This window comes from Kribbella sp. VKM Ac-2566, assembly GCF_004366005.1.
Taxonomy (GTDB): Bacteria; Actinomycetota; Actinomycetes; order Propionibacteriales; family Kribbellaceae; genus Kribbella; species Kribbella pratensis.
In genome coordinates, this window is sequence record NZ_SODT01000016.1 from 376,344 (window position 1) to 394,097 (window position 17,754).

Here is a 17,754-nt window from a genome sequence, read left to right on the forward strand (position 1 = left end):
CTCAGCTGTCGCGACGTCTCCAGAAGCCGATGCGTACGTCGGCGTGGTTGAACGTGCCGGGCATCGGCCCGGCCAGCTTCGCGCGGGTCGTTGGATCGACATCGAGGTCGTAGCGGTCGGCGAGGTGGCTGACCGCGGCGCTGGTGGTGAGCAGTACGACGTTCCGTCCGGGGCACCCTGCGGGACCTTCGCTGAACGGGACGATCGGCCAGGAACCGTCGGCGCGGCCGTCCAGCCAGACAGCCGGTTCGAATCGGTTCGCGAAGTCGAGTGCGTCGTCGTCGCGATGGAACACCGAGCTCACGATCACGAACTCGGTTCCGGCCGGCGCGATCCTGCCACGCCACTCGGTGTCCTCGTGCGACTGACGCAGGATGACCAGAGTGGTGGGCCACAACCGGACGGACTCCTGCATCGCGGCGCCGGCGTGGGCCAGCAAGGGGGAAGCCTCCGGGTGACGCGCCTCGGCGACGATGGGCTCGAGGCGCGACCGGTCGGTGCCGAGGACGGCGAGGAGTCGCCAGAGCGCGATGCCGGCGGCGTCGAAGGCGAACAGCCAGTGCGGCACCTGACCGGCCGGGTCGAGTGTCTCGGACCGTCGGTCGAGGGCTTCGACGAGGCTTCCGGTTTCGGCCTTGTCGACGTACTGGGAAACCGTCGCGAGGAAACGGGCGCGCGTATCGTCGTGCCCCGGGCCCAGCTGTGCCCAGTTCGCGTCGGCGCGGAGCTGGTCGAGCTGCTCGGTGAGTTCCACGTCGCTGCGGGCGGCGTCCCCGAGCACGATCCGGCGTACGACGCGGGACCAGACGCTGCGGAAGTCGTCCCAGCCGAGAGTGCGGGCGTCCAGGCCGTCCAGCTCCTCGTGGACCACGTCGACGAACCGGTGGCCGTGACGATGGACAGGGAGGTGACTGTCGAGGGCATCCTCGTTCAGCTCACGACGTCCGGCCCGCAGCGACGAGTTGGTCGTCAGGACCGCGTGCGGCTGGAAGTGCGTCAGCGCCCCGATCTTCAGACCGGTTGCGGCGGCGAACGGTTCGGGCGTTTCCTTCAGCAGTCGATGGACGTCGTCGGCAGCGAGAACGAGTGCGATCGTGCGCCCGGCGATCCGCAGCAGGACGGGCCCCTCGCCGTACCGGCCACGGAGTCGCCGGACGCGACGGAGCGCGCGGTCGTCCACGCGCAGCTTCTCGGCGAGCGTGCCCAGCCTGGGTCTGCGAAGGATCGGTCCCTGGGCAACGACCGGTCCGAGGACGTCTCGCAGGATCCGCGCGCTGTCCGGCGCGGAAGCGGTTGGCAGCAGTGTCGACATGACCGTCCGGTGTCCGCCGCTCCGCTGCCGAAACGGTCGGGTCTGCCACGAGGCGTGCACGGCCCGAGGGCGGGGTACCGGCAGGCCATGCGACTTGACGGGCGGGTGATCTATCAGCTGGACCCGGCGGTGTTCTTCGACTCCGACGACGACGGTGTCGGTGATCTGGCAGGCGTTCTCCGGAAGCTGGACCACGTGCGGGCGGTCGGGGCGGACACCATCTGGTTGCAACCGTTCTACGTGTCGCCGTACCTGGATGCCGGGTACGACGTCGTGGACCACTGCGGTGTCTCCTCCCGGTTCGGCACGATGGCCGACTTCGAGGAGCTCGTGGAGCGCTGCCATGAGCTGGATCTGCGGGTGATCGTCGAACTCGTCGTCCAGCACACGTCGATCCATCATCCATGGTTCCGGGCGGCACGGGACGACCCTGGTTCGCCGTACCGCGACTACTACGTGTGGGCCGTGGAGCCGCGCGACGATCCCGCCGTGCGAGGTCCGGTCTTTCCGGGCGTCGAGGACTCGATCTGGGCGTACGACGAGCATGCCGGGATGTACTACCGGCACGCGTTCTACCGGCACGAGGCCGATCTGGACGTCGGCCATCCGGCGGTTCGTGCGGAGATCGAGCGCATCGTCCGGCATTGGCTCGACCGGGGAGTCGACGGGTTCCGGGTCGACGCGGTGCCGTACATGGTCCGGCAGGCGGCCCTGAGCGATGACCGCGACGACGGCTTCTGGTTCCTCTCCGAGCTTGCGGAGATGGCCGACGGCGCGCCGTTGATGGGCGAGGTGGACGTGCCACCGGACCAGTACGACCTGTACTTCGGCAACGGCGGCCGCCTGCACGCGGTGCTGGACTTCTGGACGAACAACCTGCTGTTCCTCGCGCTGGCACGCGGGGACGCCGAGCCGCTGGTCCGGGCGCTGCGTGCGCAGCCCGATCCGCCGGACGGATGCACCTACGTCAACTGGCTGCGCAACCACGACGAGCTGGACCTGGACCGGTTGTCGGCGCCGGAGCGCGACGAGGTGATGGCGGCGTTCGCGCCGGCCGCGAACATGCGCGCGTTCGGCCGCGGGATCCGCCGTCGGCTGGCGCCGATGCTCGGTGACGTACGACGTACCGCGCTGGCGCATGCGATCGCCGAGTCGTTGCCAGGGGCACCGGTTGTCCGGTACGGCGAGGAGATCGGGATGGGTGAGGACCTGGCGCTGCCGGACCGGATGTCGGTGCGGACGCCGATGCAGTGGTCGTCCGAACCGAACGGCGGGTTCAGCAAGGCACCGGCTGGGGTGGTTGCTCCGGCCGTCCTCCAGGACGGCCGCTACGGGTTCTCGCAGGTCAACGTCGCGGACCAGGAGTTTCGTCCCGGGTCCCTGTTCAGCAGGGTGGCGCAGCTGGTCCGCAGCCGGCGAGAGCTCGGCGAGCTCCCGCCGCACCGCTGCGAGGCGTTGGCTCTTCGGCAGCGCTCGGTCTTCGCCGTCCTGCACCACCGCGGCAGCGGCGCCGTACTGATGCTGGCCAATCTGTCCGCCGACGAGCTCGAGGTCGACCTTCCGTACGACGTGCGGACCGACCTGCTCGCCGACGGTGAGTACGAACCGGCGTCGAAGAACTCGGTCCGACTCGCCGGCTACGGCTATCGCTGGCTGCACTGTCATGCGCCTGCGGCGTAGTCACCCGGAGCAGGCGGGGTTCACCCGCGTGCGGCGAGGGCGTGGGTTCAGCTATCTCGATGCCGATGGCAAGGTCATCGACGACACGGACACGGTCGAGCGAATCCGGACCCTGGCGATTCCGCCGGCCTGGCAGGACGTGTGGATCTGTCCGTTCCCGAACGGGCACATCCAGGCCGTCGGGACCGATCAGGCCGGTCGCCGTCAGTACCTGTACCACGATGACTGGCGGTCGGCGCAGGATGCGGACAAGCATGATCGCGTGCGGCAGTTGGCGCGCAAACTACCCGCGTTCCGGGAGGCGGTGGACGAGGATCTGTGTGCGCGGGGCCTGCAGCGGCGGCGGGTGCTCGCGGTCGCGCTGCGGATGCTGGACTACGGCGTCTTCCGGACCGGCAACACGCAGTACGCCGAGGAGTACGGCAGCCGGGGTGCGGCCACCTTGCTGCGTGACGACGTACGGATCAGCCGCGGGAAGCTCGTGTTCGACTTTCGGGCGAAGGGCGGGCAGCGGCGGACGTTCGAGCTGGACGACGCCAACCTGGTGGCAGCCGTGCGTTCGCTGAAGCGAAGCCGGCACAAGAAGAAGCAGCTGCTGGTGTATCGCGACGGCGACGAGTATCACGAGATCGATGCCGGGATGATCAACGACCGGTTCCGCGAGCTGGTCGGTGACGACTTCACCGTGAAGGACCTGCGGACCTGGACCGCGACCGTGCACGCCGCGGTGGATCTGGCCGAGGCGGAGCCGCCGACCACGAAGCAGGCCCTGAACGCGGCGGTGAGGGAGATGCTCGAGGAGGTGTCCGAGCACCTCGGTAACACGCCGGCGGTGGCCAGGGCGTCGTACGTCGATCCGCGTGTCGTGGAGCAGTACGAGCACGGGCACACGATCGCGGACGCCGTCGACCGTGTCGGCGACGACCTCGCCGACGAGGAAACGAGAGCGCGGCTGGAACGCTCCGTGAACAAGGTCCTCGACCAGGGCGCCCGCGAGTAGCGCGCGGCCCCGGCGGATGTCCGGCTTGAAGGCCGTGGCGCCGGGGTACCGGGGTGGTGTCACCGACCGGTGGTTTCTCGCACGGTGCCGTCGGCCGGTGGCCGGGACGGCTTGAAGGGAGTGCGCGATGACTGACGCTACCGGTGATTCTGCCGATACTGCCGATACTGCCCACGCGCTGGTCCGGTTGACGGATGTGGGGCTGGAGCTGGCCGACCCCGCCGATGACCTGCGCGGACTGAAAGTTCTGGATCGCAACGATGACGAGATCGGCACGGTCGACGGTCTGATCGTCGACGAGCAGGAGCGGCGAGTCCGCTTCCTCGAGGTCGGCTCGGGCGGCTTCCTCGGCCTGGGGCAACGGAAGGTCATGGTCCCGGTGGAGGCGGTGACGAGCGTCGACGCGGACGCCGTTCACATCTCGCAGAACCGCGACCACGTAGCCGGCGGCCCGGTGTACGACCCGGAGGTCGTCCTCGAGCGCCGCCACTACGAGGATGTCTACGGCTATTACCAATACCCGCCCTACTGGGGTCCCTTCCCGCGGTGACCGGGAATCTCAACTGTGTTCGCCGTCCAGGAGTTCGTGGATCTTCTCCAGTGCGTCCTGGATATCGCGGTGGTTGTACTGCGCCGCGCGGGACTCAGCGCTGATGACACCGCAGCGGTGCACCCGCTGGAAGTCGCCGTACGGGAACTCGTAGTGTCCCTTGGTCTCCTCGTCCATGTCGGTGTCGACACCTAGGAACCACAGGCCGTAGTCGCTCCAGCCGTGCTTGTCCAAATACGCGTTCTGCTCGGCCGCGGTGGGGGCGTGCTCGCTCCAGTCGTCCCGCTCGTCCTTGGTCGTCTGTCCCTTTTCCACAAGGCTTTTCGCGTGCTCGAACGCCTTCTTGTTCAGCTTCACAGTCATACCCGCCCGGTTCCCCGCTGGGCGTCGGGTAACCCATGACTCATCGGCGTGTCCTCGGTCGTTGCGGGTACCGGTACGGCGCCGTACGAGGAAGGTGAAGTCGCAGTGAGGTTCATGACGTGGAACGTGTGGGGGCGGTTCGGTGACCACTGGCTCCGGCGCCAGCGGGCGATCGCCGAAACGGTGCGGGCGCAACGACCCGATTTCCTTGCCCTGCAGGAAACCTGGCGAAGTGACGGACAGTCCCAGACCGACCAGCTCGGGTTCGAGTTGGGGATGTCGTCGGTCTTCGCGCCGTCGCGGATGCCGCGTGACCCGGATCCCGACGTACGTCTCGGGCTGGGCATTCTGAGCCGCTTCCCGTTGCGGGCGGTCGAGCAGCACACGTTGTCGACCGGCACGGTCGCGCTCCGGGCGGAGATCCGGCTGGGGGAGGACAGTCTGCACTTCATCACCAGCTGCCTGGACTGGGAAGAGGACCATCAGCGGGAACGCTTCGCGCAGGCGAGTTCGCTGGCGTCGCTCGTGTCCGAACTCAAGGACCGCGGTGACGACGTCGTCGTGGCCGGTGACTTGAATGCGCCACCCGACTGCCCCGAGCTCGACCCGCTGCTCGCCGTGCTCGACGACTGCTGGCAACAGGTGTACGACGGCGTCACCTACAGCTCCCACAATCCCTACCTCGGGCACGGCGAGTGGCTCGAGGACCAACGGATCGACTACATCCTGGCCAACGACGGCCTGGTCCCGACCGACTCCCGCCTCGTCGGATTCGACGAAGACCACGGCCACCCACCCTCGGACCACTACGCCGTCGTCGCCGACGTACCCGTCAGCTGATCTCGACGGTCAGCTGACGGGTCTCGGCCGGTTGGGTGAGCGACCCGGTTCGCTCAGGGTTGGGTGTTGGTTTGCAGCGGGTGTTTCGGTACGGCGACGCGGATCTTGGCGGCTGTGGTTTCGGACGGTACGGCGATGGTGCCGCGGGAGACCCACTCAGCGATGTTGGCGACGATCGTGGCGACTGCCTTCTGCGAGGCCGCATCGGGGGAGGGGACTGTCCAGTTCGACGGGCAGCGGCCGACGAGGAAGCAGCCGTAGGCGAAGGTGGAGCCGTTCAGGACGCGGGCGCCCGACGGGGCGGTGTACGCCGTGACGTGCATGGGCGCGGCGCGGCCGTTCGAGCGGCACGCTCCGGTGCCGCTGGCGAGCGTTGTCTGGCCTGGCTGCTTGTAGAGATCGGCCCAGACATAGTCGACCTCGCCGGCGATGAAGCCGGGCAGCGTCGTGCCGCTGGGCACGCCATCGAAGATCCATCCGCTGCCGGTCGTCAGGGTGTTGCCCAGCACCGGGCAGATGTAGTCCGCGCCGAGCAGCGGCTGCGACGCGTACGCGTCACCCTGGTAGCGCCACGTCGTGGAGTTGTAGCCGTCGGTGTACCGATCGATGTCCCAGGCCCGCCGCGTCTCGTCGGTGAAGGTGATCACGCGGTACGCCGTGTTCGCGCCGAGGTTGGCGACGTTGACGCCGCGGGCGATCGCCTGGCTGAGCGCGGCCCGCATCCGCAGCGAGTAGTACTCGTCGTGTCCGGGCAGGAAGAGTGTCCGGGCTCGTGTCGGCAGTTGACCGCCGTACTGGTCGAGGTCGTTGTCGGTCCAGTAGGTGACGTCGAGTCCCTTCGACTCGGCCCAGAACACCAGTCCCTGTTCGAGTGTGAGGTACTGCCCGGAGCCCTGACCTTCGTTGTACGGCCGGTCGAACGTCAGCCGACCGGAGCCGCCGTCGACTCCGCCGGTGTAGAAGCCCGATCCGCCGTAGCTGTTGTATGCCTGCCAGGTCGCGGTCGCTTGCTGGATCATCAGGTCGTGCTTGGTGCCGGTGTCGTCGCGGACCGTCAGCGGTGCGTAGGTCGCGGAGGTGCCGTCACTGACCTTGATCAGGTACGTTCCCGGCACCCAGTCCTTGTCCACAGGGATGCTGAGCGTCTTGGACCAGCTCGCCGCCGATGTCATCCGCAGCGGCTTGCCGTCGGCCGACGCTCCGCCGGTCGTCGGTGCTTCCTGGACCACAGTCGGTACGTCGTCCTGCCGCCAGATCTCGCGCCCGCCGAGCCCGGCGTAGTACCCCATCCGGTAGGCGACGACGCTGACCGGTTTGCCGGAGGTGACCTTGAGGTCGACGGAGTCACCGCAGCTGGCCGAGACCTGCGTCAGGTAGGCGGCGAGAGTGCCGTTCATGCTGGTCGGGATGACCCAGTCGCCGGTGCCCGCCTTGGCGTTCTCGACGGTCGTCGTCGGCCAGGTGTCCGGGCATCCGGCGGGCGGCGCGACGAAGCCCGCGGCGGCGACGGCCGGCATCTCGGCGGGCGGTGCGATGAACGTGATGCTTCCGGCGCCGGAGCTCAGCACGGTGGCGGTCGGCGTGGTCGCGGAGACGGTGAGGCTCATCGTTCCGCCGTACCGGGAGAGCTGGACGCCGTTCACCGGGATCGCCAGGCGTGCGCCGAGTGCGACGTTGAGCGGTGACTTCGGTTTCCAGGTGGCGTAGCCGCCGTCGACGGAGAGCGTGCCGTTGATGGTGCTGTACGTGCCGGTGGCGCCGGTCGGCAACTGCATGCGGACGGCGCCCAGGGTGCCCGCTTTGGTGATCGTGGCCTGGTACGTCAGATTCGTCGTCTGGGCGGGAATGGGGTTCGTCGCCTTGACCGCGACAGCGGCCGTGTAGGTCTTCAACGGCTGCAGTACGCCGGCGCCGGACGTGATGACCTGACCCGCAGTGCCGATCGACTTGAATCCCAGCGTCCACGGGCCGCCGGCGGGCAGCTTCAGTCCGTACAGCGGGATCGCGAGCCGTGCGCCGACGGCAACGTTCGTGACGCGGGCGGGTCGCCAGCGCAGCACGGTGCTCGTGACCGAGCTGACCGTGCCGTTGATCGACGTGACCCGGCCTGTGGTCCCGGCCGGGATCGCCATCGTGACCTCGCGGATCGCGCCCGCTTTGAGCACGGTCGCGCGATAGGTCAACGTCGTGGTGCCGTTCGATGCCTGCGTCGCGGTGATGCTGACAGCGGCCGCGGCCGCGTCGGCCGCCCGGTCGATGAACACGATCGCCGCGGCTGCGACAACCAATGCGGCAGCTGAGGCCAGAAGCCTCCGAAGCATGGGTTCCCCCCAGGTCGTTAAATGAAATCCCCGAAGGGAGACTACGAGATCAACCGCCCGCACAGTGAAAATGTTGCCGATCAGTGATCGAATTGGCCTAGATCACAACTCTGGGTGATCGGTTGGTTGCTGTGCGCGGATCGCGGGACGGCTTCACACGCCGGGACCATACACGCTACCGACCGGTCATGTAGGACCCGCCAACAAGTCGCCGTTTCCCCTTGTTGCTAAGGACTTCCTAACTTTGCAACAAGCTGCAACCGGGTTGCGCCGGCGCCCGTTGGAAGGATAAAACTCTCCCTGACTTCGCCGGTGCCACTCGGGGTGCGCCGGATCCGCCCCGATCATGGAGTGTCGATGCGCCGCACCCGCAGGTTGCTGACGTATGCCCTCGTTCTGTCCCTCCCGGCGTCTCTCGGAGTGCCCGCCACCGCGCTTGCCCATCCGCAGGAGGTCGCGCAGGTCGCCGTACCGCAGGTGGCTCGTGCGGCTGCTGGTCCGTTGGCGCCGCCGTTGCCCGCGCGGGTAAAGAACGCGTCGACGGCCGCGGCTGCGACCGGAAAGCCGACACGGGTGCGGGAGCTCGAGGATCGGCGTACGGCGTCGTCGACGAGCTACCGGATGTCGGACGGCACGACGCAGGTCGAGCTGTCGACGGAGCCGGTGCACTACAAGGACTCCAAGGGCAAGTGGCAGAACGTCGACACCAAGGTGACCGCCGGTACCGGCGAGGACTCGTTCGAGAACGCGAAGAACTCCTTCCGGACGCGGTTCGGCAAGTCAAGCGATCGTTTGCTGACGTTCGAGGCGGACGGGGAGTCGATCAGCCTTGGTGCGGCGGGAGACAAGCGGGCGTTGACGCCGGTGGTGAAGGACTCCTCGGTGGCGTTCCCGGACGTGTTCGGTACGGCGGACGTGCGGTATTACGTGTCGCGCACCGGCGTGAAGGAGACCGTCGTAATGACGGCTGCTGCTGACGTGGCGGGTGAGTACGCGTTCGAGCTGCACACCAGCGGGTTGACCGCGAAGGCGCAGCCGGACGGGTCGATCGGGTTCTTCAAGAAGAACGGCGACGAGCGGCCGAAGTATGTGATCCCGGCGCCGAACATGTACGACTCGTCGGCGACGAACCGGCTGGGTCAGCCGGGTTACTCGGACAAGATCACCCAGACGATCAGCCAGCAGGGCGGCAAGACGCTGCTCACCTTGAAGCCTAATCAGGCGTGGCTGGCGGCGAAGGAGCGGGTGTTCCCGATCGTCATCGACCCGACGATCGTCGTCGTACCGGACCCGGCCGCCGCGCAGGACACGTCGATCTCCGAGGCGAACGCGGGCACGAACTACGGCACGAACCCGACGGTGCTGGTGGGTGACGACGCGAGCCACAACACCTGGCGCGGCCTGCTGAAGTTCGACCTGTCGATGATCCCGTCGACGACGACGATCCGCTCGGCCGATCTGAACATGCACTACGGGGCGGGCTTCGGTGCGGATGTGAAGCTGCCGTTCGCGGCGGTGAAGGTCACGTCGGACTGGTCCGAGGCGACGGCGACCTGGACGTCGATGAACGCGGCGTGGAACGGGACGTACGCGACCAACACGGTGACGGTGGACGACCAGGACACGTTGTCGGCGACCTACGAAGGGCCGTGGAAGTACCAGAGCAACCCGAGCGCGATGAACGGTTCGTTCTCGTACGCGCCGACAGGAACTGCGCCGGACACGTTCACGTGGAATGCCCGGGTGCCGAGCGAGGGTGATTATCAGGTCCGGGGTTTCTACTTCCAGTCGTCGGTTCGCGGAAAGTTGCCGACAACACTTGTTGGAGCGACACCCGATGGCCAGGTGACGACGCAGCCCGCGACCTGGGATCAGACGGCCGGTGTCGCGGGGGGTGCGCAGTGGTACACCCTGGGCACCATCCATTCGCGTCCAGGCAACACGACGCAGGTCAAGGTCACTCGCGACCAGTCCGGGGTGGCCACCATCCCGGTAGCGGACGCGATGTCGTGGACGAAGTACTCGACGGCGACGAAGCAGGCCGGTGACCGCGACGGCTGGCACTCGTACGGGCTGGGCAGCTATGTCCAGTCGTGGCTGAAGGGCGAGTCGCCGAACTACGGCGTGATGCTGAAGGCCGTCGACGAGAACCCGGCGACGGCGCCGGCCGGCGGCCTGTACTACAGCGCGAGCGAGGACACGTACGGCGGCGAGACCGCTGCGCGGCCGAACTTGGTCATCACGTACGACGAGCCCGGCGTAATGCTGAACCCGCCGTCGACGATCAACGCCTCCGGCGCGGAGCTGACCTGGAACAAGTACATCGACCCGACGCCGGCCGATGACGACGACCTGGTCGAATACCAGATTTTCCGTGGTTGCCGCGCACTGCCGGTCGACCCGTGCGCGACACCGGTGGGTGACTACTTCTCGACCACGTCGCCGACGGCGCTCACGTTGGTTGGGACCGTCCCGCCCGAGGTGACGTCGTTCACCGACTCGACCGCGCAGGCCTCGAGTGCAACCAAGCCCGCGACATACAGCTATTGGGTTGTGGCGCGGACCGTCAAGGACGGCACGCTCAACGGCAAGGCCGCGTCGAATGTGCAAACGGTGACGATGCCGCGCGAGGGCCGCATCTTGCAGTCGTTCGGCGGCGACATCTCCGACACCACGCTGGCCGCGGCTACCGCGTATCAGAGCGTGAACCTGTCGCGTCCCGATGGCGGCACGGGGAACACGCGGTATTGGGTGCAGGTCGGCAACAACCACCCGACGTACGGCGTCGAGCGCGGGGTTTTCAAGTTCGACACCGCGGCGATCAAGCAGGGCACGAAGGTCACAGCCGCACGGGTCGAGCTGTTCTCGAACTACGGCTCCGGCACCGGCCGCGCGGACTTCGACCTGTACGGGTTGACGAAGGACTTCACGGAGGACCAGGCGACGTGGAAGCAGGCGCAGTCCACGATCAACTGGGCTGCGCCGGGTGGTGACTACGACTCGACGATGCTGGCATCGGTCCGTCCCGACGGGAACGCGCAGCGGTTGACGTTCGTCGATGTGCCCGAAACGCCCGAGACGCCGCTGAAGCTGATCCCGAAGGTGCAGTCGTGGGTTGACAACCCGGGCGACAACCACGGCCTGTTGCTGAGGACGCGTGACGAGACCGTGAGCCAGCAGTTGGTGAGCATCACGAACAGCGAGTCCCCGGACAGCCTGTTCCGCCCACGCCTGTGGATCGAACACCTGGCCAAGAACGAGGCCGAGACCTACGAGGCCGACGAGATTCCTGAGCGGTTCAAGCCGAACACCACTGTGACTACGCCTGTTACCGTGACCAACACCTCGAGGGACAACTGGCAAGGCGATTTGCTGGTGTCGTACCGGTGGACGGAGCCGCGCAGCACCGTCGATCTGACCACCGAAGGCGAGCGCCTCAGCGTCCCGCTTGAGCGGGCGCTGGCGCCAGGTGAGTCGAAAACCGTGAAGCTGTCGATCAAGGCGCCGATCAATTCCGACACGGGGACGAAGCGGCAGTCGTACGACCTACACCTTGATCTGCTGAAGCCGGACAAGAAGACCTGGTTCGACGGCGACAACGCAACGTCTCCGCCGGTCAGACCGGCTCAAGGCTGTGCGATGGAGACGGCCGGCTTGTTGTGCGTCGACCGTTACGTGGAGGACCTGACGTCGGGCCCGTTGGGGCTGGAGAAGTTCATGTCGTACACCGGTGAGGAGACCGGTGGCGGTTCCCAGTTGCTGACGAACCTGTACGACGGCAACGTCGTGTGGTCGTACGACGCGTTGTCGAACCCGTCGATCGGCCCATCCGCGTTTGTCAGACTGGCGTACAACAGCCAGGACGACACGCCGGCGTCGGCGCCGGGTTACGGGTTCTCTGTGCAGCCGGCGACGCTGACCAGGCTCGGCGACGGCCTCTCGGTTGCCCCCAACGTGGTGTCCTTTGTGGATGGCGACGGTACGACGCAGATCTACAAGGCCGACACGCCGGACCCGCAGAAACCGAACGAGGTCCCGTACACGCGCCCAGCAGGTGTCGCGCTCGAACTGAAGAAGGACCTGGCCGCTGACGACGCGCATCGATGGGTGTTCACCCGGCCGGACGGCACCCGGTTCTATTTCGACTCCACCACGCTTCGGCAGACGTCGGTCGTGGACCGCAACGGCAACACGATGTCGTTCGGCTATGACACCGGCGGCCGGCTGACCACGGTTACCGATGCCCGGAACCGGCAGGTCCTGACGCTGGGGTACGAGTCCGGCGGAGCCAGGAAGCTGGTGTGGATCCGCGACCTCTCGGGGCGGGCGCTGAAGTTCAACTACAACACCTCCTCGCAGCTGGTCAAGCTTGAGGACGGCGGCCCGTTCAATGCCGGCACGGCGACGTTCGATCCGGGCGCGACGGTGAAGTCGTTCCAGTTCGCCTACACCGACACCTCGAACAACGGCAACACGAAGCTGATCTCGGTCAAGGATCCGCGTAACGCAGAGACCAAGGTCCAGTACTACACATCGAACGAGAACTCGACGTACGCGTTGTGGCCGAAGAGCTATACGGACCGTCGCAACAACAACACGACGTTCTCGTACGCTCAGCCGGACCCGTCCGCGCAGGACAGGCTGGCCACGGTCACCGATGTCAACGGCAGTACGCCGTCGGTCACGACGTACAGGATGGATGCGTTCGGCCGCACCACGAGCATCGTGGACGCCAACCAGAACGCCATCGGTGGTGACAGGGCGACGCTGCTGGCGTGGGACCGCGACCACAACGTCATCCGGTTGCAGGAACCCAATGACGCCGTGTCGACCTGGGAATACGACCCGAAGACCGGCTATCCGCTCGTCGTGAAGGATGCGATGGCGGTCAAGAACGGTCTGCCCGGTGTCGTGCTGACCTACCAGACGTTGACCACTGGCGCGAAGCCGACGGTGCTGTTGTCGAAGAAGAGCGCTGCCGGCCGGACGGATACGTTCACCTATGACGCGAACGGCAATATCAAGACCGTCAAGAACGGCCGTGGCTTCGGTCCCACGTACACCTATAACTCGAACGGGACGCTGGCGACGGTCACTGATGCGCGGGGTAACGCGACGCAGTACGGCGCGGACTCGAACTATCACGCGAGTGGCTATCCGTTGTCGATCACCGATCCCGAGCTGGCCAAGACCGACTTCACCTACGACGACCGCGGCAATGTGCTCCAGGTCAAGGACGCGCTGCTGCGGTTGACGACCGCGGAGTACGACGCGTTCGGTCGGCCCACCAAGATCACCAAGCCCTATGACGGGGCGGTGGTGCGGACCACTGCGACCGACTACGACCTCAACGACAACGTCACGAAGGAGACGGCGCCGAACGGTGCGCAGTCGGTGTCGACGTTCGATGCCGCGGACAACTTGTTGACCAAGACGCTGCCGGACAACAACACGACCGGCCGGCAGCTCGCCTACACCTACGACGTGCTCGGCCGCAAAATCACCGAGACCGCGCCGAAGGGTGTTGCGACCACGACGGACCCGAACGACTTCGTCACGAAGTACAGCTATGACCGGATCGGTCAGGTGCTGAAGGTCGAGACACCGTTTGTTGACGGCGGGTCGACGAAGACGCCGACGACGACGTACGAGTACGACGTGGTCGGTAACCAGGTGACCGTGATGGATCCGCTGCGGAACGCGTCGCCCGCAACGGACTACACGTCGAAGACGGTCTACGACCTGAACCACCGGCCTACCGCCGTCACCGACGCGGCGGGTTACACCAGCAAGACGGTCTACGACGCCGATGGTCTGGTCACGGCCGAGATCAACCAGGTCGGGAACACGAAGACGACGAAGTACGACGAAGCCGGCCAGCCAATCGAGATCCACGTCCCGCACACACCGATCGGCGCGCACCAAGAAGACCGGGTCACCAAGCTGAACTACGACGAGGCCGGCAACGTGACTCGTCAGACCCGGCCCAGTGGCCGGTACTCCGAGACGGTGTACGACAAGAACAACCGGCCGGTGCAGAACAAGTCGGCGTTCGACACGGCGACGACCTTGTACAAGACCCCGTCGAGCACGTTCATCCAGTACTACCCGACGGGCGAGATCAAGGCCCAGTCCGAGCCGACCTTCGCGGCGACGGCGCCGCCGGCGTCGCAGTGGACGAACTTCACCTACTACGGGTCTGGTGACATCAAGACGTCGACGGATCCGTGGCAGATCACCGCGACGTACGGCTACAACCAGTTGGGTCAGCAGACCGACCGCACCTTGACGGTGCCGGGTGACGACGCGAAGCGGACCCAGGCCTGGGGCTACTACCCCGACGGTGCGTTGCAGTCGCGTTCCGACACGGCCGCGCAGCAGCCGGTCGACATTATCGACAATGCCGACGCCTGGCAGACCACCTCGACCGGCACCTGGACGACGGTCACCGGCGGCACCAACACCCAGGGTGCGAACTACCAAACCCACACCGCGGCGACAGGGTCGACCGACACCTTCAGTTGGCGGGTGCTTCCGGATGTCGCGGGTTCGTTCGACGTCTACGCCTCTTGCCCGGTCCGTACCGATGCGACGACTGCCGCGACGTACACGATCAACCATTCCACCGGCGCGGCCACGAAGACCGTCGACCAGAAGGCCTGTACTGCGGCGACGCCGTGGGTGAACCTGGGTAACTATTCGTTCCCGAACGGTGTGGCGAAGACCATCACCTTGGCGCCGTCTGCGACGGGTGTGGTGTCCGCGGATGCGATCAAGCTGGTCTCGACCAGCCCGGTGGAGTCGCGGTCGTTCACCTACACCTATGACCTGAACGGTCAGCAGACCGAGGTCAAGGACAACAACCCGAACGCCGCCACCGACACGTTCAAGATCACCTCGGACGGTCTTGGCCGCACCACGCAGGTCCAGGAGCTGAAGACCGGCACGAACAAGGCGACGACCGACTACACCTACGACCTCGACTCCAACGTCTTGTCCACGAACGCCCAGCGTGAGGCGGACACCAGTACCGGCAGTCCTCGCGTGACGCGGTACACCGGCTACACCTGGGACGTCCGCAACCTGGTCGACACGGTCAAGGCCGGCTCGACATCGACGAGCACGGATACCTGGAGCTACACCTACGACGGCCGCGGCCTGCGGTCGACGATCACGAAGCCGAACGGCAACCTGGCGACGTTCACCTATCACGAGGACGGGCTGCCGCGGATTCAGTCTGAGAAGACCAGCGGCGGGAAGTTGGTGTCGTCGCATTCGCTGCGCTTCAACTCCGATGGCGACCGCTCCCAAGATGTCGAGAAGCTTCTGAAGGCCAACTCGTCGGAGTATCTGGACCAGGCGTCGACCTACTCCTATACCCCGGCGCGGCAGCTCGAGGCCGTGGTGAAGACCGGTGTCGAGAAGGGCGACAACGAGTCGTACGAGTACGACGCGGCCGGCAATACGATCAAGCAGACGATCGGCGCGACGACGTCGACGATGACCTACGACCGCAACCGCCTGACCAAAACGGTTACCGGCGGCACGACCCTGAATCAGCGCTACGACCCGTTCGGCCGCTCCACAACGTCCGATGTCGGTGCGCAGGTGGTGGAGCAGAACGCCTACGACGGCTATGACCGCCTGGTCCGCCAGCAGAAGTTCGACACCGCTGGGACCCCGACGTTCACCCGCAACCAGACCTACGACGCGTTCGACCGTGTCACCAACCAGTCCGAAAAGGTCGGTACCGCACAGTCGATTTCCACCAGGTACACGTTCGTGGGTCTCGCGAACCAGGTCGCGACCGAGGAGGAGAAAGACACCGCCGGCGCCTGGAAGGTCTCCAAGTCCTACGCCTACGGCGCCAAGGGCGAGAACCTCTCCTTGGTCGACTCCCCGGTCAACGGCACCACGTCGAAGAAGTCGTTCTACGGCACCAACCCGCACGGCGACGTAGAAACCCTCACCGACGCCTCCACAGGCACCACAACGTCGACGTACCGCTACACCGCCTACGGCCAAGCCGACAAGGTCGGCACGACAGGCGACGACGCGATCTTCGACAACGACCCGGCCAAGAACGCCGACATCGTCAATCCCTACCGCTTCAACTCCAGCCGCTTCAACGGCGCCACGGGCACCTACGACATGGGATTCCGCGAGTACAACCCGGGCCTCAACCGGTTCCTCACCCGCGACATGTTCAACGGCGCTCTCCAGGACCTCTCGCTGGGCACGGATCCGTGGAACGCGAACAGGTACATGTTCGGGGGCGGCAACCCCATCAGCAGGGTTGAGCTCGATGGCCACATGAACTCGATCGAGGATGGCGCCAGTGGCGGCGGCACGATAACACCCGGCTCAATACCGCCGCCCATCGGACCCCAGGTTCCCGAGACCAAGCCGACTGAGCCGTCGACCGTCGGGAAGGTCGCGCGCTGGTTCGCTCCCGGCCAGTTCGGCAAGAACGTGACCGACGACCTCGTCGTCAAACCTGTCCAGGAAACCTACGAGGCCTGCAAGGCCGCCGTTCAAATGCAGAACTACCAGACCAACTGGCAAGCGTGCCAGACGGGGATCGCACTAACAGGACTCAGCTTCACAGGCGGCGGCAAGATCCTCGGAATCGGTGTCCGTACCGCAGAGGGCCTCGCAGCCGCCAGGGCCGAGGCAGCGACTGCACGCCTCTTTGCCGCAAGGGTGTTCACGTCTGCTGATCCCCACGTGGCCAATGTGGCAAATGCGATCGAGGCCGCGATGCCGGGCCGTGTCGTCGGAGTCAACTCGCAGATCGCGATGTCCAACGGCCTCAAGCGAGAGATCGACATCGATCTCGGCAATCTGGTTGTCCAGGTTAAGAGCGGCAACGCGAGGGGCTTGCCAGGCCAACTTGCCCGCACGAGCGCGACGACAGGGAGAACAGCAATCGGTTATGCTCCCGACATTCCGAACGGGGCATGGGAGGCTGCGGCGCGCCAGGGGATTCCGATCGCGCGATCGCAAGATGAATTGCTGGCGATCATCGGGGAGCTAGGATGAAGGGCGCGTTTGTTCTCGCGAATAATCCTGGGTTGTATCGGCAGATCGAGGCTGTCTTGGTTCCGGCCGGCGGACGGACGGCGGCGGATCAGACAGTCCAGGTCGAAGACAAATCAGGATTCCTGTTCACCGTCTTCGGCGTTATTGGACCTGAGCACGATCTGCGAGCCGCTCCGACCGATGTGCGCGGTGACGTGAGCGGCTTGGACCAGAGTACTGCGACGGCGTGCTGGGTCGAGTGTCGCTCCGAGGCACTGTTTGTCCGTTGGGTTCGTGCGATCGCTTCGAGGCGACCCGACCCGACCTGGGTGCTCGACGGGGATGGTGTGCTGTGGTCAGCCGACTCGCTGGACGCATCGGGGCTTGTGCTGTGAGTGCCCCCAGACCCTCATTGCTGCGGGACCCGGGCCGGCCGTCAGGCTGGAGGAGTTGCCGCTGACTTACCAGGGTTCGATAGCTATTAGACTTCCCTGTCTTGCGTGATCTCCACCGCCGGGCACTGCTATTGCGGACGGAAGTTGTTGACCAAGGCCCTGCCGGACAACCACATCGCTGCCCGGCAGCCGGTCGACATCGTCGACAACGCCGACAACTGGCAACCAGTTCGACGGGCACGTAGACGCCGGTTGCCGGTGGCACCAACACC

The 17,754-nt window shown here is 66.1% G+C and carries 9 protein-coding genes; 6 read left to right on the forward strand and 3 right to left on the reverse strand.

The annotated features are described in order from the left end of the window. Position 1 precedes the first annotated feature (1 nt). Positions 2–1,312: a cytochrome P450 gene (locus tag EV647_RS41620; RefSeq protein ID WP_134013193.1), complete on the reverse strand. Its 1,311-nt coding sequence runs from the start codon at positions 1,310–1,312 to the stop codon at positions 2–4. An 87-nt stretch (positions 1,313–1,399) separates the two neighbouring features. On the opposite strand from EV647_RS41620, the gene EV647_RS41625 reads away from it, so the two are divergent. From EV647_RS41625 to EV647_RS41635, 3 genes are all read left to right on the forward strand, one after another. Then, positions 1,400–2,992, forward strand: a complete 1,593-nt coding sequence (locus tag EV647_RS41625) for an alpha-amylase family protein (protein WP_134013195.1) — start codon at positions 1,400–1,402, stop codon at positions 2,990–2,992. A 28-nt stretch (positions 2,993–3,020) separates the two neighbouring features. Next, positions 3,021–3,992: a DNA topoisomerase IB gene (locus EV647_RS41630; protein ID WP_238175763.1), complete on the forward strand. Its 972-nt coding sequence runs from the start codon at positions 3,021–3,023 to the stop codon at positions 3,990–3,992. Between the two features lie 127 nt (positions 3,993–4,119). Continuing rightward, positions 4,120–4,542 carry a PRC-barrel domain-containing protein gene (locus EV647_RS41635; RefSeq protein ID WP_134013199.1) on the forward strand — a complete coding sequence of 141 codons (423 nt, stop codon included), beginning with the start codon at positions 4,120–4,122 and terminating at the stop codon, positions 4,540–4,542. Between the two features lie 9 nt (positions 4,543–4,551). Here the strand turns inward: EV647_RS41635 and EV647_RS41640 are convergent, their stop codons facing one another. Further along, positions 4,552–4,905 carry a hypothetical protein gene (locus EV647_RS41640; RefSeq protein WP_134013200.1) on the reverse strand — a complete coding sequence of 118 codons (354 nt, stop codon included), beginning with the start codon at positions 4,903–4,905 and terminating at the stop codon, positions 4,552–4,554. A 114-nt stretch (positions 4,906–5,019) separates the two neighbouring features. Between EV647_RS41640 and EV647_RS41645 the strand changes: the two genes are divergently transcribed. Continuing rightward, positions 5,020–5,745 (forward strand): endonuclease/exonuclease/phosphatase family protein, encoded by a 726-nt coding sequence (locus EV647_RS41645; RefSeq protein ID WP_238177657.1) that lies wholly within the window; start codon positions 5,020–5,022, stop codon positions 5,743–5,745. A 53-nt stretch (positions 5,746–5,798) separates the two neighbouring features. Here EV647_RS41645 and EV647_RS42415 read toward each other — a convergent pair whose 3' ends face one another. Then, positions 5,799–8,066: a N,N-dimethylformamidase beta subunit family domain-containing protein gene (locus EV647_RS42415; RefSeq protein WP_166680566.1), complete on the reverse strand. Its 2,268-nt coding sequence runs from the start codon at positions 8,064–8,066 to the stop codon at positions 5,799–5,801. A 357-nt stretch (positions 8,067–8,423) separates the two neighbouring features. On the opposite strand from EV647_RS42415, the gene EV647_RS41655 reads away from it, so the two are divergent. Together EV647_RS41655 and EV647_RS41660 are read left to right on the forward strand one after the other, a co-directional pair. Next, a complete protein-coding gene (locus tag EV647_RS41655) occupies positions 8,424–17,108 on the forward strand; it encodes a DNRLRE domain-containing protein (protein WP_134013204.1) in 8,685 nt (2,894 codons plus the stop codon). Further along, on the forward strand, positions 17,105–17,482 hold the full coding sequence (locus tag EV647_RS41660) for a hypothetical protein (protein WP_134013206.1): 378 nt from the start codon (positions 17,105–17,107) through the stop codon (positions 17,480–17,482). The genes EV647_RS41655 and EV647_RS41660 overlap by 4 nt, the downstream gene beginning before the upstream one ends. Positions 17,483–17,754 lie beyond the last annotated feature (272 nt).